This is a genomic window from Streptomyces sp. CB02959 (assembly GCF_002803155.1).
In the GTDB taxonomy this organism is placed as follows: Bacteria; Actinomycetota; Actinomycetes; order Streptomycetales; family Streptomycetaceae; genus Streptomyces.
The window spans coordinates 1-21887 of sequence record NZ_NNBP01000053.1; the positions used below are offsets into that span (position 1 = coordinate 1).

23 protein-coding genes and 4 pseudogenes are annotated in these 21887 nt (G+C 69.4%); 15 read left to right on the plus strand and 12 right to left on the minus strand.

The window, feature by feature from the left end:
• Positions 1-284: 284 nt before the first annotated feature.
• Positions 285-902, minus strand: coding sequence for a TetR/AcrR family transcriptional regulator (locus CG747_RS44695; RefSeq protein ID WP_100607624.1), 618 nt, complete (start codon positions 900-902; stop codon positions 285-287).
• Between the two features lie 154 nt (positions 903-1056).
• On the opposite strand from CG747_RS44695, the gene CG747_RS44700 reads away from it, so the two are divergent.
• The 6 genes and pseudogenes from CG747_RS44700 to CG747_RS44730 all read left to right on the plus strand — a co-directional run.
• Positions 1057-1917 carry an enoyl-CoA hydratase/isomerase family protein gene (locus CG747_RS44700; RefSeq protein ID WP_100607625.1) on the plus strand — a complete coding sequence of 287 codons (861 nt, stop codon included), beginning with the start codon at positions 1057-1059 and terminating at the stop codon, positions 1915-1917.
• A 199-nt stretch (positions 1918-2116) separates the two neighbouring features.
• Positions 2117-2326: pseudogene (locus CG747_RS44705) on the plus strand (IS5/IS1182 family transposase); the annotation flags it as partial.
• A 732-nt stretch (positions 2327-3058) separates the two neighbouring features.
• Positions 3059-4039, plus strand: coding sequence for a serine hydrolase (locus tag CG747_RS44710; protein ID WP_100607626.1), 981 nt, complete (start codon positions 3059-3061; stop codon positions 4037-4039).
• A gap of 5 nt (positions 4040-4044) precedes the next feature.
• Entirely contained in the window at positions 4045-4704 is a 660-nt protein-coding gene (locus CG747_RS44720; protein ID WP_257981193.1) for an MMPL family transporter, read from the plus strand.
• 25 nt (positions 4705-4729) lie between these two features.
• Positions 4730-5077: a hypothetical protein gene (locus CG747_RS44725; protein WP_308303858.1), complete on the plus strand. Its 348-nt coding sequence runs from the start codon at positions 4730-4732 to the stop codon at positions 5075-5077.
• A gap of 64 nt (positions 5078-5141) precedes the next feature.
• Positions 5142-5459, plus strand: a pseudogene (locus tag CG747_RS44730) (response regulator transcription factor); the annotation flags it as partial.
• Positions 5460-5677: 218 nt separating this feature from the next.
• Here CG747_RS44730 and CG747_RS44735 read toward each other — a convergent pair.
• From CG747_RS44735 to CG747_RS44765, 6 genes and pseudogenes are all read right to left on the minus strand, one after another.
• Positions 5678-6352, minus strand: coding sequence for an HAD family phosphatase (locus CG747_RS44735; RefSeq protein ID WP_100607627.1), 675 nt, complete (start codon positions 6350-6352; stop codon positions 5678-5680).
• Positions 6353-6435: 83 nt separating this feature from the next.
• Positions 6436-7095: a LysE family translocator gene (locus CG747_RS44740; protein ID WP_100607628.1), complete on the minus strand. Its 660-nt coding sequence runs from the start codon at positions 7093-7095 to the stop codon at positions 6436-6438.
• A 530-nt stretch (positions 7096-7625) separates the two neighbouring features.
• Positions 7626-8258, minus strand: a complete 633-nt coding sequence (locus CG747_RS44750; protein ID WP_100607629.1) for a M15 family metallopeptidase — start codon at positions 8256-8258, stop codon at positions 7626-7628.
• Positions 8259-8453: 195 nt separating this feature from the next.
• Positions 8454-8662 (minus strand): annotated as a pseudogene (locus CG747_RS51245) (hypothetical protein); the annotation flags it as partial.
• Positions 8640-9206, minus strand: a complete 567-nt coding sequence (locus tag CG747_RS44760) for a GNAT family N-acetyltransferase (protein WP_100607650.1) — start codon at positions 9204-9206, stop codon at positions 8640-8642. The gene CG747_RS44760 and the pseudogene CG747_RS51245, both read right to left, overlap by 23 nt.
• Positions 9207-9280: 74 nt before the next feature.
• Positions 9281-10219 carry a MerR family transcriptional regulator gene (locus CG747_RS44765; protein WP_100607630.1) on the minus strand — a complete coding sequence of 313 codons (939 nt, stop codon included), beginning with the start codon at positions 10217-10219 and terminating at the stop codon, positions 9281-9283.
• Positions 10220-10290: 71 nt separating this feature from the next.
• Here CG747_RS44765 and CG747_RS44770 point away from each other — a divergent pair, with 71 nt between their 5' ends.
• A complete protein-coding gene (locus CG747_RS44770; protein ID WP_100607631.1) occupies positions 10291-10797 on the plus strand; it encodes an NUDIX hydrolase in 507 nt (168 codons plus the stop codon).
• Between the two features lie 39 nt (positions 10798-10836).
• Entirely contained in the window at positions 10837-11613 is a 777-nt protein-coding gene (locus CG747_RS44775; RefSeq protein WP_100607632.1) for a methyltransferase domain-containing protein, read from the plus strand.
• Positions 11614-11705: 92 nt separating this feature from the next.
• Here the strand turns inward: CG747_RS44775 and CG747_RS44780 are convergent, their stop codons facing one another.
• Complete coding sequence (locus CG747_RS44780; protein ID WP_100607633.1) at positions 11706-12320, minus strand: ABC transporter permease; 615 nt, start codon at positions 12318-12320, stop codon at positions 11706-11708.
• The gene (locus CG747_RS44785) at positions 12307-12891 is read right to left on the minus strand and encodes an ATP-binding cassette domain-containing protein (RefSeq protein WP_100607634.1); all 585 of its coding nucleotides are present in this window, start codon (positions 12889-12891) and stop codon (positions 12307-12309) included. Before CG747_RS44785 ends, CG747_RS44780 begins: the two co-directional genes overlap by 14 nt.
• Before the next feature lie 253 nt (positions 12892-13144).
• On the opposite strand from CG747_RS44785, the pseudogene CG747_RS44790 reads away from it, so the two are divergent.
• A pseudogene (locus CG747_RS44790) lies at positions 13145-14260 on the plus strand (IS630 family transposase).
• 27 nt (positions 14261-14287) lie between these two features.
• Here the strand turns inward: CG747_RS44790 and CG747_RS44795 are convergent.
• Complete coding sequence (locus CG747_RS44795; protein WP_100607635.1) at positions 14288-14950, minus strand: M15 family metallopeptidase; 663 nt, start codon at positions 14948-14950, stop codon at positions 14288-14290.
• Between the two features lie 187 nt (positions 14951-15137).
• Positions 15138-16163: a hypothetical protein gene (locus CG747_RS44805; protein ID WP_146022285.1), complete on the minus strand. Its 1026-nt coding sequence runs from the start codon at positions 16161-16163 to the stop codon at positions 15138-15140.
• Positions 16164-16244: 81 nt separating this feature from the next.
• Between CG747_RS44805 and CG747_RS44810 the strand changes: the two genes are divergently transcribed.
• Positions 16245-16556 carry a PadR family transcriptional regulator gene (locus tag CG747_RS44810; RefSeq protein WP_100607637.1) on the plus strand — a complete coding sequence of 104 codons (312 nt, stop codon included), beginning with the start codon at positions 16245-16247 and terminating at the stop codon, positions 16554-16556.
• On the plus strand, positions 16553-17317 hold the full coding sequence (locus CG747_RS44815; RefSeq protein ID WP_100607638.1) for a hypothetical protein: 765 nt from the start codon (positions 16553-16555) through the stop codon (positions 17315-17317). Before CG747_RS44810 ends, CG747_RS44815 begins: the two co-directional genes overlap by 4 nt.
• A 676-nt stretch (positions 17318-17993) precedes the next feature.
• On the opposite strand, the gene CG747_RS44820 is transcribed toward CG747_RS44815, so the two are convergent.
• Positions 17994-18254: a hypothetical protein gene (locus tag CG747_RS44820; protein WP_100607639.1), complete on the minus strand. Its 261-nt coding sequence runs from the start codon at positions 18252-18254 to the stop codon at positions 17994-17996.
• 276 nt (positions 18255-18530) lie between these two features.
• Between CG747_RS44820 and CG747_RS44825 the strand changes: the two genes are divergently transcribed.
• The 4 genes from CG747_RS44825 (at position 18531) to CG747_RS44840 (ending at position 21883) form a co-directional block, all read left to right on the plus strand.
• Positions 18531-19913 carry an MBL fold metallo-hydrolase gene (locus CG747_RS44825; RefSeq protein ID WP_100607651.1) on the plus strand — a complete coding sequence of 461 codons (1383 nt, stop codon included), beginning with the start codon at positions 18531-18533 and terminating at the stop codon, positions 19911-19913.
• Between the two features lie 195 nt (positions 19914-20108).
• Complete coding sequence (locus CG747_RS44830; RefSeq protein ID WP_100607640.1) at positions 20109-20693, plus strand: rhodanese-like domain-containing protein; 585 nt, start codon at positions 20109-20111, stop codon at positions 20691-20693.
• Positions 20690-21553: a sulfite exporter TauE/SafE family protein gene (locus CG747_RS44835; protein ID WP_100607641.1), complete on the plus strand. Its 864-nt coding sequence runs from the start codon at positions 20690-20692 to the stop codon at positions 21551-21553. The genes CG747_RS44830 and CG747_RS44835 overlap by 4 nt, the downstream gene beginning before the upstream one ends.
• A gap of 81 nt (positions 21554-21634) precedes the next feature.
• Entirely contained in the window at positions 21635-21883 is a 249-nt protein-coding gene (locus tag CG747_RS44840; protein WP_374701899.1) for a metal-sensitive transcriptional regulator, read from the plus strand.
• Positions 21884-21887: the final 4 nt, after the last annotated feature.

Here is a 21887-nt window from a genome sequence, read left to right on the forward strand (position 1 = left end):
ACAGTTCGAGGGGATTGACAGTGGCGTCTCTCAACACCTCAACCACGCCAACCAACTGAGCTCGCTGAGCCTCTTTCGCGGTTGAGAGGTTGCGCAGATAGGTGCTGCGGGGGCCTCGGCGGCCCGGCACGGCTGGGCGTGGACACTGTCCGCTTCGGCCGGATCGACACCCCACTCCTGCGGTCGCGGCCGGGGCTGGGCTCCGACGACGCGATCACCGCCGCCGGGTCGACCACTCCTTTCGGCTGCTTCGGCACCGTCGAGGAAGCCGCTGCCTCGGCTCTTTACAGCGGAGCGTCCGTCTGCTGGCGTGCCGGGGTCGAGAAGGCGGCGAACGCAGCGTCCAGCAGTTTGCCGAGGTCCTCTTGGCCGTCGCTCGCACTCCATTGGCCGAGGACGATCCACAAGATTTCGAGCGCCGCCGCTACGCGTACGTTGGCGATGACCGATGACCCGTCGGTCGAGTGGGTTGTCTTCTGCAGTCGGGCGACGATCTCTGGTCGCCATTCAGTCTGCTTCTCGCGGAGGCGTGCGCACAGGGCTGGGGTCTGCTCGATGAGGCCGAGGATCGTCACGAGTTCCTGGACGTCGCGCACGAGGAACCTCACGGCTGACTCCAGGGCGTTGCGCAGCCTGCTCCAGTCGTCCTGGTTGGCCCGCTCGGCATCGAGCGCGTCAGTGATGACGTCACCGACAGGGTCGAAGACGAACAGGACCACGTCTTCCTTGGTGCCGAAGTAACGCAGGAAGGTGCTCCGCGACACTCCGGCGGCTTCGGAGAGGTCGGCGAAGGTGACCTGGTTGAAGCCGGTGAGGCAGAACCGGTTGAACGCGACGCGGGCCAGCTCTGCTCGCACCGCGTGGCGGCTGATCTCACGGGTACCGACTGGCGCTGCGCTCATGGGGACGAGTGTACTCCGACACACTTGTTTGCTTATTCGGATACAGGTTTCTAACCTGATACTCAGTGTCAGTTCCGATGCTGAGATTCGCGACACTGTCCCAAGCCGGCGGCCCGGTCACGGGCCGTCTCTTACCGCGATATGGAGCCACCTCATGAGCTACGAAGACCTTCCCGCCCTGACGATCGACGTCTCGGACGGGGTCGCGACGGTGACAATCGATCACCCGCCGCTCAATCTGATGGACGCGGTCCTCCTGCCGTCACTCCGGGCATTCGTCGCGCGTGTGCGGGACGACGCCGACGTCCGCGTCATTGTCTTCGAGAGTGCTGACCCGGAGTTCTTCGTTGCGCACGGTGACATGGCCTACCTCACCGACCCTGACGCGCTGCCTGCAGCCACTCGCGCTGCGATCGCGGCCGCGCCGGGTTCGACCGTCCCGGAAGGCCTGAACATCCTCCAGGCGATGAGCGAGGAGGTCCGCTCGCTGCCGCAGGTCACCATCGGCAAGCTGGCGGGCTTCGCGCGCGGCGCGGGCAACGAGTTCTTCATGTACCTGGACATGCGATTCGCGGCGATCGGCAAGTCGGGGCAGGGGCAGCCGGAGTCCTTGATGGGGATCCTCCCCGGAGGCGGCGGCACGGTGAACATGACACGCCTGGCAGGAAGGGCCCGCGCGCTGGAGCTCATCCTCGGCGCCGAACTCGTGGGCGCGGAGCTCGCGGAACGGTACGGCCTGATCAACCGTGCCCTGCCCGTCGCAGAACTCGATTCCTTCGTCGACACCCTCGCCCGACGGATCGCCGGCCTCCGGCCGGAGGTGATCTCCATCACGAAGGCTGCGGTCGACACGGTCGCGCAGCCGATTCCGCGTGCGGCGTACGCCGTTGAGAACGAGGGCCTGTTCGCGGCGTTCGGCGATGAGGTCACCGAGCTCGCCCACAAGCTGCTCGCCGCTGGAATCCAGACCCGCGAGGGCGAACGGGACCACGAGCGCATCGCCAACAGCATCTGAGTGCCCAAGCTCTCGCCATCCGTGCGCAGAGGCTCCGTGGGAAGAATTCCTCAGCCATTGCCGGCACGCGCGTTGTCGAGTGCTCAGGTCGACCACCCTGGTTCGCCGGGCCTGTCGGGAACACGACCGGCTGAAGCACCGGAAACGGCGGGCAGGGGAGTGGATGGCGCAAGTAGCCATAAGCTTGACAACGCTGTTCGGCGAGAAGGCGCCCATCCAGGCCAGCCAGCGCTGGCACGTCGAACGCACCCATGCATGGCAGAACGCCTTCCACCGGCTCGCCCGCTGCTACGAGCGGCACGCCCCTGTCGTCAACGCATTCTTCGACCTCACCGACACGATCATCACCGTGCGCAGCCTGATCCGGCAAGCATGGATGACTCACCGCTGGGACAGACCATGCGTGCGGCACCACCACGATGCTCAACGGCATCGCAGTGCCGACGAACTCCTCGCAGAACGGGTCCGAGTACACGAATGCGAGGTGGTTGATGCCGTTGGAGACCAGGCCGTCGGGATCGCCGGGAGTATCGCTGACGTTGCAGCCGGTGGGGTTCTGAAAGGTGTTGCCGTTGATTATCAGGGTCCCGGCCGCGGCAGAGGCCGATTGAGTCACGTCGAGCGTGAGCGCGACGCTCGCGCAGGGCCTGCCCCACCTCGTTCAGGGGCTCGCCGGAGTGTCTGGGATCGACGTCGCGTGATCCCACCAAGCTTGGACCACATCGGTATTGCGCTCATCCCATCGGACACGCCCAAGGCCCGCTTGGGCACGCCGCGTACTTCCCGCCACCGCGCCGAACGCCTCGGAGCCACCACCGGGGCCGTTCGTAGTCGACGGTTGCGACACTGCCCTTTCCAGCAAGGGGAGTTGGAGTCATCACTCCGAGAGGTCCTCGGGAACGGGGCGGGAGTGGGGGACCGGGGCGGGGGCGGGACGGGAGTGGGGTCCTCGTGCGGGTGGGCGATGCCAGGGGCGGGGGCGCTTCCTAGGGGCGGGAGTGTGACCGGGCGGGACACCCGTGGAACGGGCCGCCGGCACCCTTGACTTCGCTTCCCCGCGCCCTCGTGGCGCCGTACCGAAGGAGCTTCCGCATGTCCGATCGTCAGTTCCGCAGACTCCAGCACGGGGCGTCCGCTCGCGGTGCTGCTCGCGGCGACCACCGTGGTCGGCGCGGCCGGCGCCGTGCCCGCCTCCGCGGCGCCGTCCGCCAGGCCGAAGGACGGGGTGCGGGCCGGGCTGGAGCGACTGGTGCAGGACGACCGGTACCCGGCCGCGCTGGCCTCGACGACCACCCGGGGCGGGCAGGTCCGCGACTACGCCGTGGGCGTCGCGGACCTGCGGACCGGGGCCAGGGCGCCGGTGGACGGCCAGGTGCGGGCGGGCAGCAACACCAAGACGTTCACGGCCGTGGTCGTGCTGCAACTGGTCGGCGAGGGCAAGGTCGAGCTGGACACCCCGATCGACCACTACCTGCCCGGGCTGGTGCGCGGCGAGGGCATCGACGGCCGGGCGATCACGGTGCGCCAGCTGCTGCAGCACACCAGCGGGTTGCCCAACTACACCGAGTTCCTCTCCGCCGAGCCGTTCGGCGAGGACCGCCACCGCTACTACCAGCCGCGCGACCTGCTCGACCTCGCCTTCACCCACAAGGCGCTGTTCGCCCCCGGGACGGACTGGTCGTACAGCAACACCAACTACATCCTGGCCGGCCTGCTGATCGAGCGGATCACCGGCCGTCCGTTCGCCGAGCAGTTGTCGAAGCGGGTGATCGAGCCCCTCGGGCTGCGCCACACCTACGTCCCGGCCGCAGGCGACGAGGGGCTCCGGGACGCCCACCCCCGGGGCTACCACGCGAGCGGGCCCGGCGGGGCGCTGAACGACGTCACCGAGATGGACCCGTCCTCGGCCTGGGCCGCCGGGGAGCTGGTCTCCTCGCCGAGCGACCTGAGCCGGTTCTTCTCAGCCCTGCTGGGCGGCCGGCTGCTCAAGCCCGCCCAGCTCACCGAGATGAAGACCACGGTCCGGATGCCGGACCGCCCCGGGGCGGCCGCCGAGGTGCGGTACGGGCTCGGGCTGATGCGGACGCAGCTGAGCTGCGGCAAGGCGGCCTCGACTTGCTGATGTCCATGGCCAGCGCGATCGCCGCGTTGTCCAGGCCGGTGGCCATCAGCCGCCACGCCTCGACCTCCCGGGGCGTCAGCTCGGCGTTGCCGACGACGGCCGGCCTGATCGCCCTGATCCTGCTGCTGCTCCTGCGCAGCCTGCTAGCACCGGTCGTGCTGATGCTCGCGGTCGGCCTCGGCTTCGCCGCCACCCTCGGCGCCGCCACGCTGCTGTTCCAGCACGCACTGGACCGGCCCGGCGTCAACCTTACGCTCCCACTGGTGCTGTTCCTGTTCGTCGTCGCGCTGGGCACGGACTACAACATCCTCATCGCCGACCGCATCCGCGAAGAGACGGGTCGCCCCGGCTCGCCCCGCGGCGCGGTGGCCCGCGCCGTCCGGCACACCGCCCCCGCCGTCGCCACGGCGGGCCTGGTCCTGGCCGGGTCCTTCGCCACCTTGGCCACCAACCCGGGCAGCGAGCAGACCGCCTTCTCGCTGACCCTGGGCATCCTGCTCTCCGCCCTGGTCCTCTCGCTCGTCACGGTCCCGGCGCTGGCCGCCCTGCTCGGCCGCTCCCTCTGCTGGCCGCTACGGCCCACCACCCGGCCACGCCCCCCGGCGGTGGCGGGCGAGATGTTCTCCGCCGACCCGGACCCTGGCCGACCTGCCCGGGCTGCTTGAGCGGTTGCGGCGCGCGGGGGCGGTGGTGGAGCCGGAGCTGTCGGGCGAGTTGACGCAGCTACAGGGCACGCTCTCCCGGGCGGCGTACCGGATCCTGCAGGAGGGGCTGGCGCACGCGTTGCGGCACGGGGCGGGCGGGCCGATCGAAGTCCGGGTGGCGGCCGCGCCGGACGGCCTGCGGCTCGGTGTGGTCGACCGGACCGGAGCTGGGGCTGGTACGGGCCCGGGGCCGAGGACCTTCCCGACGTCCGGGCACGGTCTGCCCGGCCTTGCCGAGCGGGTGCGGCTGCCGGACGGTGAGTTCGAGGCCGGTCCCGTCGGGCCGCAGCACTGGCAATTGACGGTCCGGCTGCCGATACGGTTGCCGGCATGACCGGCGCTGACGCGAGCGAAGCCGTCATGACCGGCCGTGGCACAAACGCAGCCGTCGTGACGGGCGCCGGCACCCCGTCCCCCTCTTGATCGCGGACGACGACGCGGTGACCTGCAGCGGGCTGAGCCTCTTCCCGGCGGCACTGCGCGGGATGGTCACCGCCCGCCCGGAGGAGGTGCTCCGCCTGATGGCCACCGGCCTGTCCAACCCGGAGATCTCGATCTCGCTCACGGTGAGCCTGGAGACGGTGAAGACACACGTGGGGAACGTGCTGACCAAACTCGGCGCCCAGAACCGGACCCACGCGGTATCCAGGCGCGCACCCCGCGCCTGTAGCGGACTACCGGACAGGCCCGTTCCGCAGGGCCCGTGGCGGGGCTGAAAGCCATGGCGGGGCCGGGAACCCATGGCGGGGCCGGGAACCCATGGCGGGGCCAGGGCCCCGGAAAGAGGCCGGCCTGGAAGGCGCCCGCAGCGGTGTCTGCCGGGTTGTGCGAGCGGGTTGTTGTGTCCCTCATCGTTCCGGCCCACCCCAACGGCGCGAAGTGAGCAGCATCCGTCGACTCGCTGCAGGACCGCTCTGCGCATCAGGACGAGTGGTCAGCGGACCGTGCCGTCTCCCAGTTGCCCGGCCCAGTCCAGCAGTTCGCGTTCGGCCAGGCTGGTGCCCAGCCAGTCGTGGTCGAGGCCGGCTCCGGAAAGGGACGGTACGACTGCGACGTAGAGCCCGGCAGCACGCGCCGAGGCAATGCCTGTGGCCGAGTCCTCGAATGCGACGGAACGCTTCGGGGCCGCGCCGAGCTTCTCGCATGCCGTGAGGTAGAGCTCTGGTGCGGGCTTGGGGGAGCGCACTTCGTCGGCGGCGAACGTGTGGGTGAAGTAGTCGGTGAGGCCGGCCGACCACAGTGCCGCGTCCAGCAGTTCCCTTGGGCTGTTGCTCGCTACGGCGATGGGTACGGCCGCCCGGCAGGCGCGCACCAGTTCCGCCGCCCCGGGGAGGGCCGCGGCTCCTCGGGAAAGCTCTTTGCGGACCCTTTCGAGGAGTTCGGCGGTGAGTTCGGCAGCGGCACCGGGGCGCCCGAGGTACTGGGCCATGGCCTCTCCAGCGGCCTCCATGGTGCGGCCGATGACCAGAGCCTTCTGTTCGGGACCGAAGGGATGGCCGTGTGCCGCGAAGATGGCCGTTTCCGCAACGGTCCAGCAGGCTTCGGTGTCGACCAGCAGGCCGTCGCAGTCGAAGACCACGGCTTCAGTGCTGCTGGGGAGCGAGCGCATACAGATGTCCTTTCGCTTTGGATGATGCGCGGATCGCGCGTTCGGCGGCTGCCGGCGGCCTTGCGGCTGCGCCGACTGGCGCCTCACTGCCCGAGCGCGAGCCGGATGCCGAAGGCGGCGATGACCGTTCCGGTGAGGCGGTCGAGGCAGCGGCGGGCCGAGGGCCGTCGCAAGCGGTCTCGGAGCACGTGTGCGAAGGCGATCAGCGCGCAGGCCCAGATGACGGCCAGGAGGATGTGGACACCGGCCAGGAGCATGCCTGCAGTGAGGGACGAGGCGCCGGCAGGGACGAACTGCGGGAGCACCGCAACGTAGAAGGCGCCCATCTTCGGGTTGAGGAGATTGGTCACGAACCCTTGGCGCCAGCCGCCGAGCAGCCTGTCGCCGGCACCTGTCCCGAACTTGCCCTCGCCCCGGGCCCCCGCTGTCGGCGGGCCCTCGCCCGATGAGCGGCGCCGGGTGGCCCACAGCAGTCTGCCGCCCATCCACACCAGGTACGCGGCCCCGACCCAGCGAAGAGCCTCGTAGGCGAGGTGAGACGCGGTCAGCAGTGCAGTCACACCGAGCGAGGTGAGCACGCCCCAGACCAGCGTGCCGCTCTGGATGCCGAGGACCACACCCCAGGCGCGACGGCGGTGCCCGAGCGCCGCGGTGCGCAGGATGAGGGCGGTATCCAGCCCGGGAGTAAGCGTGAGAAGTCCCACCATCAGGGCGAAAGTGCCTATTGCGGCTGGGGTGATCATGAGCCATCACCCTAGGTCGGGAGTCATGGGACGTCCACATTCCTGCCCGGCATCGGGCAGGAATTGCGGTATTCGACTCTGAGCTTGTGCCCCGCACCTCACGATGATGTGTCCGCGATGCGCCTCACGTGATGGGGCGAGCCGATCAACAGGGCCTCCCGGCCCGCACTGTCCGCGACGGCCGGCGCAGTGGGAAGCCAGTCCCGCGGCCGCCGGGGAGACCCGGTCGCGCCGGCGCCGTACCGTGCGCCCGAACTCCGTGCTCGCCGTGCCACCACTGTGCACCAGCCGCACACGGGCTTCCTGGTACCGACTGTCCCAGGAAGACAGGACTCCTGGCTGCCACAACGTCGCCTGGCGGACGGTGCGCAAGGACCTGGACTCGGCCTGGCCGGAGCCGCGCAATCCGCTGCCGCCGCGGCCGTCGGGGCTGGATCCACCGAGTCCATCGTTTCCAGACCACCACCACCGCCGCCGAACGAGCCAAGTCCACAGGAGCATGAGCAGGTGGTGGCGTGGCCCAGTGAGCGTTAGATCGGTCCGTATAGGGCAGCGGGGGCACCGGTCATGAGCGCCCAGTACCGGTCCCCGTATGTCCAGTGCCACCACTCGCTCGGATAATTGACAAAGCCCTCCTCGCTCAGGCATTGGGCGAGGAGGTTGCGGTTGGCGCGCGCGGTTGGCGACAGTCCTGGAGCGTCGAAGGGACACCATCTCTCATCGCCCGTGCGGTGTCCGTTCACCGCGCCGCCCATGTCCAGTTCCACGCCATCGCTGTCGATGAGTGTCAGGTCCACGGCCGCGCCGGCGCAATGTGGGGCCACCTCGACCGGGGAGACGAAAGCACTCGCCTGGCGGCGAAGCTCTGCCGGGTCCGTGATGCCTGAGAGGCGCAGACGATCCTCATACAGTGCGAACCGGCGTGCCTGCTCAGCCAGGCTGCGATGGCCCTCAATCACAAGGAGCCTGATGCCGGCGGGCAGCCTCTCGGAGGCTGAGCCCAGGCGTTCGAGCACGCTGGCCCTGACTCGCCCGTATGCCCCGGCCTCGTCCTGTTCTCGCGGGTCCAGCGTTATCACCGGAACGGTGGCGATCTCCACAAGGGGTTCGCCGCAGTCCGCCACCGGGGTGTCGATCACTCGCGGATCGCTAAGCAAGATCATGCCGCGTGAGCCTAACGCCTCAGACCGGCAACCGTGCGAGCACACATTCGGCACCTTCCTCGGAAGCAACGTGAGCGTGGAAGAGGCCCGAGCCCAGACCGAGTAATCGCTCGGGACGAGCACTCCTTGTGCGCGAGGACCGCGTCGGGTGCCGTCCTGGGTCTGCCGACCGACTGTGGGACCCGAACTTGGTCCGCGGGTTCGAGGTCTACCGATGTAGGTGCCCACACCTCTGGCGAGGCGAACAGCTCAATGAACGCCGCACGGTCTCGAGCCTCGGACTCACGGAGCACGAGCCGTTCGGTCTTTATCGGTGCAGGTGGCCAGGCGGCGGGGCCGAGTTCAGTGGCGAACTGTGCCGGTCGCAGCACCTGGTCGGCGTCAGATGTCGCGTTCGCGCACATGGAGGTGGCCTTTGAGAGGGAATGCGGGTGGTGCTGCTGCCAGGAACTTGGTCAGTTCGTACCGGCACTTCTGGGCGACGCGGCATGATGGCAGGTTGTCTACTTGGTGCAGGAGTTCCAGGCGTGTCAGGCCATCACCGGCGAAGGTGGTGAAGGCCCAGTCGGTCAACGCTTGCAGTGCACCGGAAGCCACTCCCCGGCCGCGCGCGTACGCAGCTGTCCAGTATCCGACCTCGGCGGACGAGGCGCCTGGGACAACACCCTTGAGGACCACGTGCCCCGCCAGCTGCCCCGTGCCTCCCTCGGCTTCCATCGCTGCGATGGCGAATGCGAAGCGCTCACCGGCCTCCCAGCCCCGTTGCTGGTTTCGAATCCACCGTGCCGCGCTCGCCTCGTCGTCTATGGCTGAATCCGTCCAGCGACGCAGGGCACCTTCCCGATACAGCTGGACGAGGTCGGTGGTGTCCGCCACCCTCCACGGACGCAGAACCAGAGCGGGACTCCCCGCGGCGTCTGCCTCGAGACATGCAACGATCTCGTCCATCGGCCGATGGTAGGGGGCCGCGGTGTCTGGCGGTGGCGCCTCTGCACAGGCTCCGCGCCGGTTCGGCTGCTGCATCATCGGGCCGTTCGTATCGTCAGAGCCTTGACGGACCAGTCGATCACTGGCTCCAGGGATTCCGGGGCCGGCCAGCCGTTGATCACGGCGAGCAGGGCGAGGTACCGGTCCCTGCGTGGATCGATCGCGGCCTTCAGGCGTTGCAACAGCCAGTCCTGCAGCAGGGCGTCGTCGGGACACCCGACGGCGAGCGCACGCCCTGCGGTGAGCGTCGCCACCACGGCATCGGCCTCCGGTGAGTCGGGGCTGATGCCGGATGACACGGCAGTTTCCACAAGATCGCGGGTGACGGCGACAACATCCGGGCGTGGCGGCGTGGCGGCGCCGTCAGGCAGATCGGCCATATGGTCCTCGACCAAGCTCCGCAGACTGGCACGGAAACCTGCGTCCAGGGACAGCTCCGCCAACTCCACCCATGCTTCGATCTGTTCCTGTGTAGGGCTGTCGGGTAGCTCGGGTGTCATGGAACGCCGGATCGCGCCATGGCCTGCCTCACTGTGGTGGCCGTCGAAGACAGTGTCGAGGAATTCGTTGGTCAAGCGGCGCCTTTCGGCTTCTGACAGCATGGCGAGCTGGTGCATGCGCTCCATCTCCTCGAAAGTGGGCTCGCGTCTGGCCGCAGTGGCCAGCACGGCTTGCCGCAGACGCAAGGTCTTGATCTGTACGTCCAGGGCTGCGGCGTGCTCCGCTACGACCTGGTTCAGCGTGAGTTCCTGATCAGTGACGTGCCGGATCACGTCGAGGCCGACGCCCAGCTCGCGCAGCGTCCGGACGAGGGCGAGGCGAGCGATGGCGTCCTGACCGTAATGGCGGTATCCGGCGGGGGTGCGATGGGCCGGCGCCACGATTCCGCGGTCGGAATAGAACCGGATTTTCTTGACCGTCAGCCCGGTACGCCGGGCCAGTTCGCCGATCGAGTAGAGGGTGTCGCCGTCCATGGCCCTACTTTCATGTCTCCCTCCACGGGAGAGTCAAGTTCGGGAACAAGCTGTGGATAGCGTCGGCGCTCATGGCCCTGACGAAGCGATGGACTTCCCGTGTTCTCCTCATGGATGGCGACGATCGCCTCCTCCTGCTGTGTGGCTGTGATCCGCGGAGGCCAGGAGCGAGATGGTGGTTCACCGTCGGGGGCGCTGTCGAGAAAGACGAGGACTACCTTCAGGCCGCCGTGCGCGAGATGTGGGAAGAGGCGGCACTGTGTCTTCCCGTTGGACGGTTGAGCCCCGTTGTCTGGACCCGGCAGGCCATCTTCAGTGTCGACGGCCGAACCTTCGACCAGTACGAGGAATACCGACTTGCCCGGGGCACGGCGGACGAGGTCCGCGAGATGAACGTCAGCACGGAGGAAGCCCGTTACGGACATCATTGGTGGTCGACAGCAGAGCTGGCCACTACCGCAGAGATCGTTCGTCCGAAGAAGATGGCTTCTCTCCTGCCCGACGTGCCGGCGACTGTCGGCCTTGGCCGAGCCCCTGTGTATCGGGGCAACGTCAACGAAGACACCGATCCGGAATAACGCACCCGTACGGTGAACACAGTTGGTTGACTTGAGCGCATGACATCCTCCGCGTTCGAGACGACCAAGCCCGATTCCGTCGCCTATCTCGACCGGCTCGCCACGAGCGATCTCGGCCGCGCCTACAAGCAGCGCATGCTCGACGCACTCGATCTGCGTGCCGGGCACAGTGTGCTCGACCTCGGCTGCGGTCCGGGGACCGACCTCGAGGCGCTCGCCCAGGCGGTCACCCCGGCCGGGACTGTGATCGGCATCGACCACGACCAGGACATGGTGGACGCCGCCCGGACACGCACCACCGGTCAGGCCGGGGTGGAGGTCCGGCACGCGGACATTCACGGTCTGCCGATGGCCGACGACACCGCCGACCGCGCCCGCACCGACCGGGTCCTGCAGCATGTGGCCGATCCGTCGGCGGCGCTCGACGAGATCCGCAGGGTCCTGCGGCCGGGTGGGCGGCTCGTGATGGGCGAGCCCGACTGGGAGACCCTGACCGTCGACCACCCCGACAGCAACCTGACGCGCGCCTACACCCGCCATGTGGCCGAACGGGTGGTCCGCAACGCGGGCATCGGCAGGCAGCTGACGCGCCTGGCGACCGAGAGCGGATTCACCGTGCCCGAGGTCATCCCCGTCACTCCCGTCTTCCGGGACCTCCGGGTCGCGGACAAGATCCTCGGCCTGGAACGCACCACTCGGCGAGCGGTCGCGGCCGGGTACTTCAGCGACCAGGAGGCGGAGACCTGGCTGAGCCGGCTCACTCAGGGTCCGTTCTTCGCGGCGGTGACGTTCTACATCGTCGTGGCCGAGGCGTAGTCGCCCGTAACGGTTACTGCGGCTGGCGCGCTGGCCGCAGCAGCCCGCTGGGAGGCATCGCCGCAAAGTTCGGCATGCAGGCACATCAGGTGTCATGCCGCGGGGTCCCGTCGCAAGAGCACAAGGACGGCGGCACACGTGGCCAGAGCGCTCGTGGCGATCTGGACCAGGATGCCGGTGCCGAGGTGGGCGGTGCCCGAAGGGTCGAACAGGTGGGTCCAGTCCTGCCAGTAGTGCATGGGCAGGACGACCTGTACGGGGTGCAGGGTGTGCGAGCCGTTGAGGAGGCTCGCGGCGACGAAGACGGCGAGGCCGACGAGAAGTCCGGCCGTCAGTACGGACAGGGCGGCGATCACGGTGAGGACGGTGAGGGCGCCGAGTTTGGCCGCCAGAAGGCGTGTTCGGCTGACGGGGGCGACGTACAGGTAGCGCAGGGTGCCCCATTCCCGGTCGGAGGAGGCGATCGCGGCGGCCGGCAGCGCCACCATGATCGGGAGGAGCAGCGGCTCGATGAACGCCATGCTCGCCATGGCGTGGTTGAGCGCGGAGTAGGGGGAAGCGCCGAACAGGCCGGTCTGTCGGCCGTTGCGGTGCCCTGCGTGCGAGGCGTACGAGAGGCCGGCCATGACGGGGACGGCAGCCAGGCAGGCCAGCACGACGAGGGTGCGGATCCGCAGCAGTTGGGTGGTCAGTTCAACGCGCAGCACGCTCGCCGTCTCCTTCGGTCATGGTCAGGAACGCCTCTTCCAGGGACTTGCTCTCCTGCTGCACGGACATGACGCCGATGCCCTCGGTGACCAGCGCGTGGACGAGGTCGCGGGAGGGCACGCCGGGTGCGGTGACGACGATCTCGTCACGCCGTGTCATGACCGTCGCGACGCCGGGCAACGCGCGCAGGACGGCAGCCGCCCGTGCGGTGTCGTCCGCCTGGAGGAGATGGGTGCCGGCGTCGCCGAGCAGTTCATCCATCGGTCCGGCGGCGATCAGCCGGCCGTGGTTCAGCACGACGGCGTGGGTGGCCAGTTGCTGTACTTCGGCGAGCTGGTGGCTGGAGACGAGTACGGCGGCCCCGCACCTGGCTAGTTCGCCCAGGTGCTCGCGCAGGGCCCTGACTTCGCCGGGGTCCAGGCCGTTGGCCGGCTCATCCAGGATGAGTACGTCCGGTTTCCGCATCAGGGCCTGAGCCGGTATGAGCCGCTGCTTCATACCCATCGAATAGCCCTTGACCTTGCGGTCGAGCACGTCGCCGAGGCCGGCGAGGTCCAGGGCGTCGCCCAGGGCAGGGGGGTGGCCATGCCTGCCCGGTCGCCGACCACAGGAGCCGCAGGTTGGCCCGGCCGGTGAGGTGAGGCACGAAGGCCGGACCGTCGATGAGGACGCCGACGCGGCTCAGCACGGTCGCCCCCAGGCCGACCGGCTCGCCCAGGATGGTCACGCTACTGCCGTGACCGGAAACGATCACGGGGGTGGCGCTGATTGGCCTCGGGTCGGTTGGATGTGACGTCACGTCCGATCGGCGCGGGGAGACGGGATGGCGCAACCGGTCAGGGTCCGGAGACTGACTGAGCAGGAGGGGCAGAAGCCGCAGTGGATCGTGCGGCCGGGCAGCGCAAGCACGGTGCAGTTCCGGCGGGCGATGATGCTGCTGGCCTCGGCGGGCGGCAACAGCGTCCCGGTGGTCGCGCGCCTGGTGCAGGCCGACGAGGACACCGTCCGCGATGTGATCCACCGCTTCAACGAGATCGGCCTGGCCTGTCTGGACTCTCAGTGGGCGGGAGGCCGTCCCCGCCTGCTCAGCGATGACGACGAGGACTTCGTCATCCAGATGGCCACCACTCGCCCGACCAAGCTCGGCAAGCCCTTCACCCGCTGGTCGATCCGGAAACTCGTCGACCACCTGCGGCGCAACGTCGCGCGTCCCATACACATCAGCCGCGAGGCCCTGCGCTCGCTGCTCGCCCGCCGCGGGATCACCTTCCAGCGCACCGAGACCTGGAAGGAGTCCACCGACCCGGACTTCGACGCCAAGCTCGACCGGATCGAGTACGCCGTCAACGAGCGCCCCGACCGCACCTTCGCCTTCGACGAGTTCGGCCCGCTGGGCATCCGCCCGACCGCCGGATCGTGATGGGCAAAGCAGGGCAAGCCGGACCGGCTGCCGGCCACCTTCCACCGAACTCACGGAGTGCGCTACTTTCACGGCTGCTATTCGGTCGGCGACGACACGCTCCGGGGTGTCAACCGCCGCCGTAAGGGCGCCGACCACAGTCTCGCCGCGCTCAAGAGCATCCGCGCCGCCCGCCCGGACGGCGCCCCGGTCTACGTGATCCTGGACAACCTCTCCGCCCACAAGGGCCGCACGATCCGTCGGTGGGCGGCAAGGAACAAGGTCGAGCTCTGCTTCACCCCGACCAACGCATCCTGGGCGAACCCGATCGAGGCGCACTTCGGGCCGCTGCGGCAGTTCACCCTGGCCAACTCCAACCACCCCAACCACACCGTCCAGACCCGGGCCCTGCACGCTTATCTGTGCTGGTGCAACCAGAACGCCCGCCACCCCGATGTCCTGGCCGCCCAACGGCGCGAACGCGCCCGCGTCCGCAGCGAGAAAGGCATCCGATGGGGCGAGCGCTCCGCCGTCGTGTGACCGGTCAGTTCGGAAGGGCCGGGCCGGTCAGCTGCACGAGCCGACTTCTTTCGGGCCGTAGAGGGCTGCGGCCTCTCCCGTGATCAAAGCCCAGTAGCGGTCCCCGAAAGACCAGTGCCACCATTCCGTGGGGTAGTTCACCATCCCCGCAGCCGTGAGCACCGTGCCCAGCAGCTCCCGGTTGGCGCGGGCCTCCTCGCTGATGTTGGCGGCATGGGTGTAGCAGGCGCCCGCGCTCTCCTCCGGGTCTGCGTTCATGCGTGTGCCCAGGTCCAGCTCGTGCCCATCGGCGCCGGCCAGGGTGAGGTCGACGGCCGCGCCGGCACTGTGCGGAGCGATCTCGGGTGGTGACACATACCGGCTCGCCGCCGAGTGGATCTGCTCGGCGGACCAGTCGAGGTGGGCAGCTCGCAGCTGATCGGCGTACTCCTCGAAATACTCCCGCTGCAGGGAAGGAGGCCGGTACCCCTCAACGAACAGCAGCCGCAAGCCCTGCGGAAGCATCATCTGGGCCTTGAGCAGCCGTTCCACCACGCCTTCCCGCAAGTACGCGAAGGTATCTGTCGGGTCCTGCTTGCGCGTATCGACGAGCAACGAGTCGCCGAGGCGGACGTCCACAAGACGTTCACCGCACTCGGCAACAGGTATGGCAGCAACCTTCGGGTCCGACATCAACACGATCTCAGTCATGACGCGATCTTCCCGCAGGGCTCAACCCGGCGAACCTTCCCGGTCACAGCACTACCGATGTCCGGGGAGGACAGGCCGACCAGCATGCGCATCGTGGAGGTCCTGCCCGCTCCGTTCGGGCCGAGCAGCGCGCAGATCACCGGTGCTGCTTGTTCATGCACGGTGGACGGTTCCATCGTCGCGCCTTTCACCGGTTCGTTCCCGGTCGTCGAAGGTGGACGCCGGCCGCGTCCGAGTGGTGGCGGCCCGGCCCGGAGGGCCCCTGGGGAAAGCGCGCGAGCAGGAGAGCCGCCGCGATCACAGACGTAGCCGCCCCAGCGCCCAGCGTGAGGGCGGCGAGGGCTGGTACGGATGTGAGTGTTCCCGTTCCGAGCACCGACCACAGGGCGTCGCGGAACGCCGTCGCCACGCTGATCGCGACGCATCCGGCGACCATCGCGGCCTCGGCGATGCGGCGGGTCCGGGTGCGCGGTGGCCGTGTGATGAACCCGGCGATCGCGTTGCTGATCACGCAGAACGCCAGGTCGGAGGTGGCCACGACGATCAGCATCCAGGTGATGAGGAGCGGATCCGTCCAGTGTTCGCCGATGGCCTGGGCGCCGGTGATGGCGGCCGCCGCCAGCGTGCTCACCACGACGAATACCGTCATCGCCCGGCGGCGCACCCAGTCCACGGCATCCGCGTCGGCCCAGGCCCGTAGCACCGGGATACGCCGGCAGACGAACACGACGTCGCCGAGCCAGTCCTGTCGCCGGCTGCGGGACGAGCCGGGCCGCCGACGACACCGCACCAGCAACAGTACTGCCGGCACGGTGAGTACGGAGTTGACGACCAGCCCGCTGATCAGCACCGATGCCCATCCCGAGAACGAGGACGGCGTACGGGCGATGACCGCGACCCATTCGAACGCCAGCGTGAGCCCGACCAGTGTGGTCATCACCCCCGCCGCACGCATCGTCTGCCACGCCCGGTCGGCACCGCCCGGCGCCCGCCACGCGAGCAACCGAAGCGCGATCACGAGAGCGAGCATCGGCACGGTGAACTGAGCCAGGGACACCATCACGTCGTACGGATCGTCCTGCCACGGGCTGGCCGCCCTGACCGTCTTGTCCTGCGTCTCCAGCACCGTCAACGCCTCGAACGCGGTGGCGGTGGCGAGGCTCACCCAGACCACGGCCGAGGACACCCGGCCGTTCTTTTCCATGGGTTCCATGAGGCGTCATAGTACGCGCTTCGTACTACGTGACAAGTAGTATCGCGGGTCGTAGTATGGGGTTGGGAGGCAAACAGACCCATGCACAGCAACGACGCCCAGATGCTCGTGCTCACCGTCCTCGCCGACGGCCCACTGCACGGCTACGCCATCAACGCCGCGATCGAGGAACTCGCCGGCCGCAAACTCGGCCCCGGCAGCCTCTACGGAGCACTCTCCCGACTGGAGGCACGCGAGCTGATCCGGCCCGCGGACGAGGCGGCCGAAGCCCAGGAACGCCACCGCACCATGCAGATCACCGACACCGGCCGCGACCAACTTCACACCGAGCTCCAGCAGATGGCCCGCATCTCCGCCGCCGGCCTGCGTGCCCTCGGGATCACTCCGGCATGAACGCGGCCACGCTCCTGACCCGCCTCTACCCACCGGCCGTTCGCGAGCGCTGGGGCGAGGACATCAGCCACGAGGTGTCCGCATCGGGAATCCGCTCCTGGCCCGACACCCTGGCCGGCGCCGCGCGGCTCTGGCTCCACCCCGGCGACTGGCCCGAGTCCTTCACCGGCCAGACCCGCCGCGTCCTGACGGTCGCACTCTTCGCGCTCGCCGCAGCAACCGGGCTGCTACTGCGCTCCGCCGAACCCTCCAGCACACTGACGGCCGACGTCCACCACCCCGCCACCAGCCTGTGGCTCGCCCCGATCCTGCTGGGCATCTGCCTCGCCGCACCGCTTCCCCCGCTCCGTGGCGACGTACTCCGCCCCCTGGCCTCCGCGGCGGTCCGCACCCTGGCGGCCCCGACCGCCGCGTTCCTGGCCATGTGCCTGACGGCATGGAGCGGCGCCGCCGAACACGTCACAGGCGTCGCCGACACCGCCATGGTCCTCTGCTACTGGTTCACGCTCGGATTCGCCGCGTTCCGACTGTGCACCCTCGTCGCCCACGTGGCCCGGACCGCCGCCCTGCCGACAACACGCCGCCTGTCCACGGCACTCCTGCTCATCGGCGCAGGACTGACCCTCGCCGCGAGTCAGAACCTGCTCGCCGCCGTCCGGACCGTTCCCCATCCGAGTTCCGTCGTCGAGACCCTGGCGCTGAGCGTCCTGGCCGCAGCGGCGATCAGCGTCGGCCACGATGTGATGCGGACGAGGGCATAAGCCCCAGCAGAGGCACAGGGCCGGGCCTCCCGTCAATCATCCCGAACATGTCCCCGGACGACGTCGGAACGGCCCGCAACCTGCGCTCCGCGAACGCCGAATGACCGGCACCGGGTCTTCGGGGTGCGGATGCGAGGAGCGGCCTCCCTGACCAACCAGCCGCCGTGCTGCTGAACGTCACAGCTCCAGCGCATGCGTGAGCGGACAGTCCGGCACGAGGTGTCAGTCGCGGGATTGAGTAGGCAGCCAAGCGGTGCTGACCAGGCAGGACAGCACCACGTGGCAGCGCCGAGCACCACCCGGCAAGGATTCGATCCCACTCTCCACGTGAGTGCACGACATCGCCCAGGAAGCGCTCAACTTCGGTTGACGCGACGAACAGCGGGGCCGGGCAGATCCCAGCCCGGCGCCGCTGTTCGTCCGAGGGTCGGTGTCGCCGGCAGTCTCGCACCTGGGCCGGCGGAGCCCGAGCAGGACCCGTACGCACCGCCGCGGCGTTGGACCGGCGGGCCCACCACGGCGATTGGCCGGCGGCGGTGCCCGGCGTGCTGTCTGCTGCAATTTGTCGCTGTCCGGACGCCTCGCGCGGGCTCGCCGCGGCTCTTCCGGCGGTCGCGGATGTCGGCATTTGGCGTGAAGTTGGCCGTCAGCGGCGTCGGGGCTGCCTGAGTGCTGCTCAGTTGTAGCGGACGGACCATGCGTGCGGCACTTCGACGAGCGTGAACGGCATGGCAATGCCGACGAACTCCTGGCAGGACGGGTCCGAGTACACGTACGCGATGCTGTCGGTCCAGTTGGACACCAGGCCGGTTTCGGCGGGGTTTTCGCTCCTGTTGCAGCCGGTGGGGTGCACGATGCCGGACAGCCCGCTCACGCCGATCCGCGGTGTGAGGCCCTCGTAGCGGGCGAGGAGGCCAACGAATCGCCGCCGACGCACATGGCCTCCCGAGCCGCTTGCCGCTTCACGGGGATACCCAGGGGGGTATTTGACAGTCGCACCACGAAGCCGTTACGTTCGAAATCGAAATACCCAGGGGGGTATGTAAGGAATGACGTACTGACCCGCTTCTGCGCCGCCCGCCACTCCTTCGCTCCTCCCGCACTCGAAGTCGCGGCCTGTCGTCAACCGGCCACGGCCTCACTCTGCCCGTTTTAATACCCCACCGGGTATATCAAGCCACTGTGTGGCTCCTGGATCGGAAGGTTGCTCACCGTGTTCTTCGCCCAGTACTACCTCGACTGCCTCTCCCAGGCGTCGTACATGATCGCCGACGAGTCCACCGGCAAGGCGGTGGTGATCGACCCGCGCCGGGACATCTCCGAGTACCTGGCCGACGCCGAGGCCCGCGGCTTCACCGTCGAGGCCGTCATCAACACCCACTTCCACGCCGACTTCATCGCAGGTCACCTGGAGATGGCCGCCCGCACCGGCGCGTGGATCGGCTACGGGCAGCGCGCCGAGACCGAGTACCCGATCCGCAAGCTCGCCGACGGCGAGCGGATCAGCCTCGGCGACGTGACCCTCAAGATCATGGAGACCCCCGGCCACACCCCGGAGTCGATCAGCGTCCTGGTCTACGAACACGCCGCCGACGAGGTCCCCTACGGCGTACTGACCGGAGACGCGCTGTTCATCGGCGACGTCGGCCGCCCCGACCTGCTCGCCTCGGTGGGCGTCACGGCCGAGGAACTCGGCCGGATGCTCTACCGCAGCGTGCAGCACAAGCTGATGGGCCTGCCCGACGAGGTACGGGTCTTCCCCGCCCACGGCGCCGGCTCGGCCTGCGGCAAGAACCTCTCCACCGAGAAGCAGTCCACCATCGGCGCCCAGCGCGCCACCAACTACGCCTGCCGACCGATGAGCGAGGACGAGTTCGTCGCCATCGTCGCCGCCGGACAGTCCGCCGCACCCGGCTACTTCGCCTACGACGCCACCCTCAACCGCCAGGAGCGCGACCTGTTCGACCCAGCTGCCGCGCCCCGGCCGCTGTCGGTGGCGGAGTTCCGCACCGAGCGCGCGGCCGGAGCGGTGGTGATGGATGCCCGCAGCCCGCAGGAGTTCGGTACCGGCCACGTGCGCGGCGCGATCAACATCCCCGCCGACGGCCGCTTCGCCGAGCAGGCAGGCACCGTGCTGACCCCCGACAGCCGCATCCTGGTCGTCGCGGCGCAGAACCGCGAGGAGGAGATCACCACCCGCCTCGCCCGCATCGGCTTCGACCACGTGGCCGGCTACCTGCGCAGCCCCGACGACGCCCTCGCGGCGATGCCCGACGAGGTCGCCCCGGCCAGCCGCCTGACCGCCGACCAACTGCGCACCGCCCTCGCCGGCGACCAGCCCCCGGTGGTCGTGGACGTCCGCAACTGCTCCGAGCGCGCGGGCGGCTTCATCGACGGCTCGCTGCACATCGCGCTGGGCGAACTGCCCCGCCGCCTGGACGAGATCCCCACCGACCGCCCCCTGGTGCTGCACTGTGCCGGCGGGCACCGCTCCTCCATCGCCGCCAGCCTGCTGCGCCACCACGGCTTCCAGGACGTCTCCGACGTACTCGGCGGCTACGGCGCCTGGGCACTGCTCACCGAACCCGCCGCCTGACCGCACCCCGGGCGTCGGGATCCGGCGCGGAGGCCGACCGCCATCAGCCCTCCGCGGCGGCCCCGGCACCCCCACCGCGGTGTCCGACGGAAGACCGCCCCACCGCCCCGCCGGACACCCGTGCCCCGCCACACCCCGACCCATACCCGGGCGGGTATTCCGCCCGGTCCTTGCACAACCGACAACGGAGACCACATGACCACCGCCACCGCCACCCCCGCCAGCCTCGACGCCGCCGCCCTGAGGGAACTCACCAAGGACGGCAGCGGCCCGCGTCTGCTGGACGTGCGCACTCCCGGCGAGTTCCACACCGTCCACATCCCTGGCGCCTACAACGTGCCCCTGGACACACTGCGCGAGCACCGCGCCGACCTGCTCCACCACCTCGACGAGGACGTCGTCCTGATATGCCGCTCCGGCGCCCGCGCCGCACAGGCCGAACAGGCGCTCTCCGAGGCCGGGTTGCCCAACCTGCGCGTCCTTCAGGGCGGCATGGTCGCGTGGGAGGCGGCCGGTGGCCCTGTGACCCGCGGGGCGGCGCGCTGGGAACTGGAGCGCCAGGTCCGGCTGGTCGCCGGTTCGATCGTGCTCGTCTCCGGGCTGGTCGGCCTCGCGGTGCCAGGCGCGGGTCTGGTCGCCACCGCCGTCGGCGCCGGCCTCACCTTCGCCGCGGTCACCAACACCTGCGCGATGGGCATGCTGCTCGCCAAGCTCCCCTACAACCGCGGCCCGCGGACCGACATCAACTCGGTGATCGCCGCCCTCAGGAGCCGGCCGTGATCACTCTCACCCTCGCCGCCTCGCTCCTGATCGGGGTCCTCCTCGGGGTCCTGGGCGGTGGCGGATCCATGCTCACCGTCCCGATCCTGGTCTACCTGGCCGGCCAGGACACCAAGCAGGCGATCACCACCTCGCTGTTCGTCGTCGGCGTCACCAGTCTCGCGGGCCTGATCTCCCATGCCCGCGCGAGCCGGGTGCGCTGGCGCACCGGGACGCTGTTCGGCCTGGCGGGCATGGCCGGCGCCTACGCGGGCGGACGCGTGGCCGCGTACGTCCCGGACACCGCGCTGCTGGTCGCGTTCGCGCTGATGATGCTCGCCACGGCCGCCGCAATGCTCCGCAGCCCGCGCAAGGCACCCCAGCAGGCACACGGCGAACTCCCGCTCCACCGCCTACTGATACAGGGCCTCGTCGTGGGCGCGGTCACCGGCATCCTCGGCGCCGGCGGCGGCTTCCTCATCGTGCCCGCGCTCGCGCTGCTGGCCGGCCTGCCGATGGGCATCGCGGTCGGCACCTCGCTGCTGGTCATCGCCATGAACTCGTTCGCCGGACTGGCCGGACACCTCTCCGGCCCGCACCTCGACTGGAGCCTGGCCCTCGCCGTCACCACCGCCGCCGTCCTCGGCACCCTCATCGGCGGGCGCTTCGCCGGACGCATCCCCCAACACACCCTGCGCACCGGCTTCGGCTGGTTCGTCATCGCCATGGGCGTCTTCGTCCTCAGCCAGCAGATCGGCCCGGTCGTCCTGGCCGCGGTCCCTGCGATCGCGGCAGCACTGCTGTTCCAGCGCAGGCGCGCACACCGCACCGAAAACCCGCCCAGTGCGATGGCACCCGCCTCAGGACCCAGCCGCCACTGACCCGACATATACCCGCTGGGGTATCCTGGAGAGCGGTCTGCACGAGCGAGGAGGAGTCCGGTGAAGGTGGAAGAAGAAGCGATGAGCGCGGTCCTCAACCGGCTGCGCCGCGCCCAGGGGCAGCTCACCGGCGTCATCGCCATGATCGAAGCCGGCCGGGACTGCAAGGACGTCGTCACCCAGCTCGCCGCCGTCTCCCGAGCCCTCGACCGGGCCGGCTTCAAGATCGTGGCCAGCGGAATGCGCCAGTGCCTCAGCGCCGAGCAACAGGCCGACGCCGCCCCGATGACCGAGGCGGAACTGGAGAAGCTCTTCCTCGCCCTCGCCTGACCGA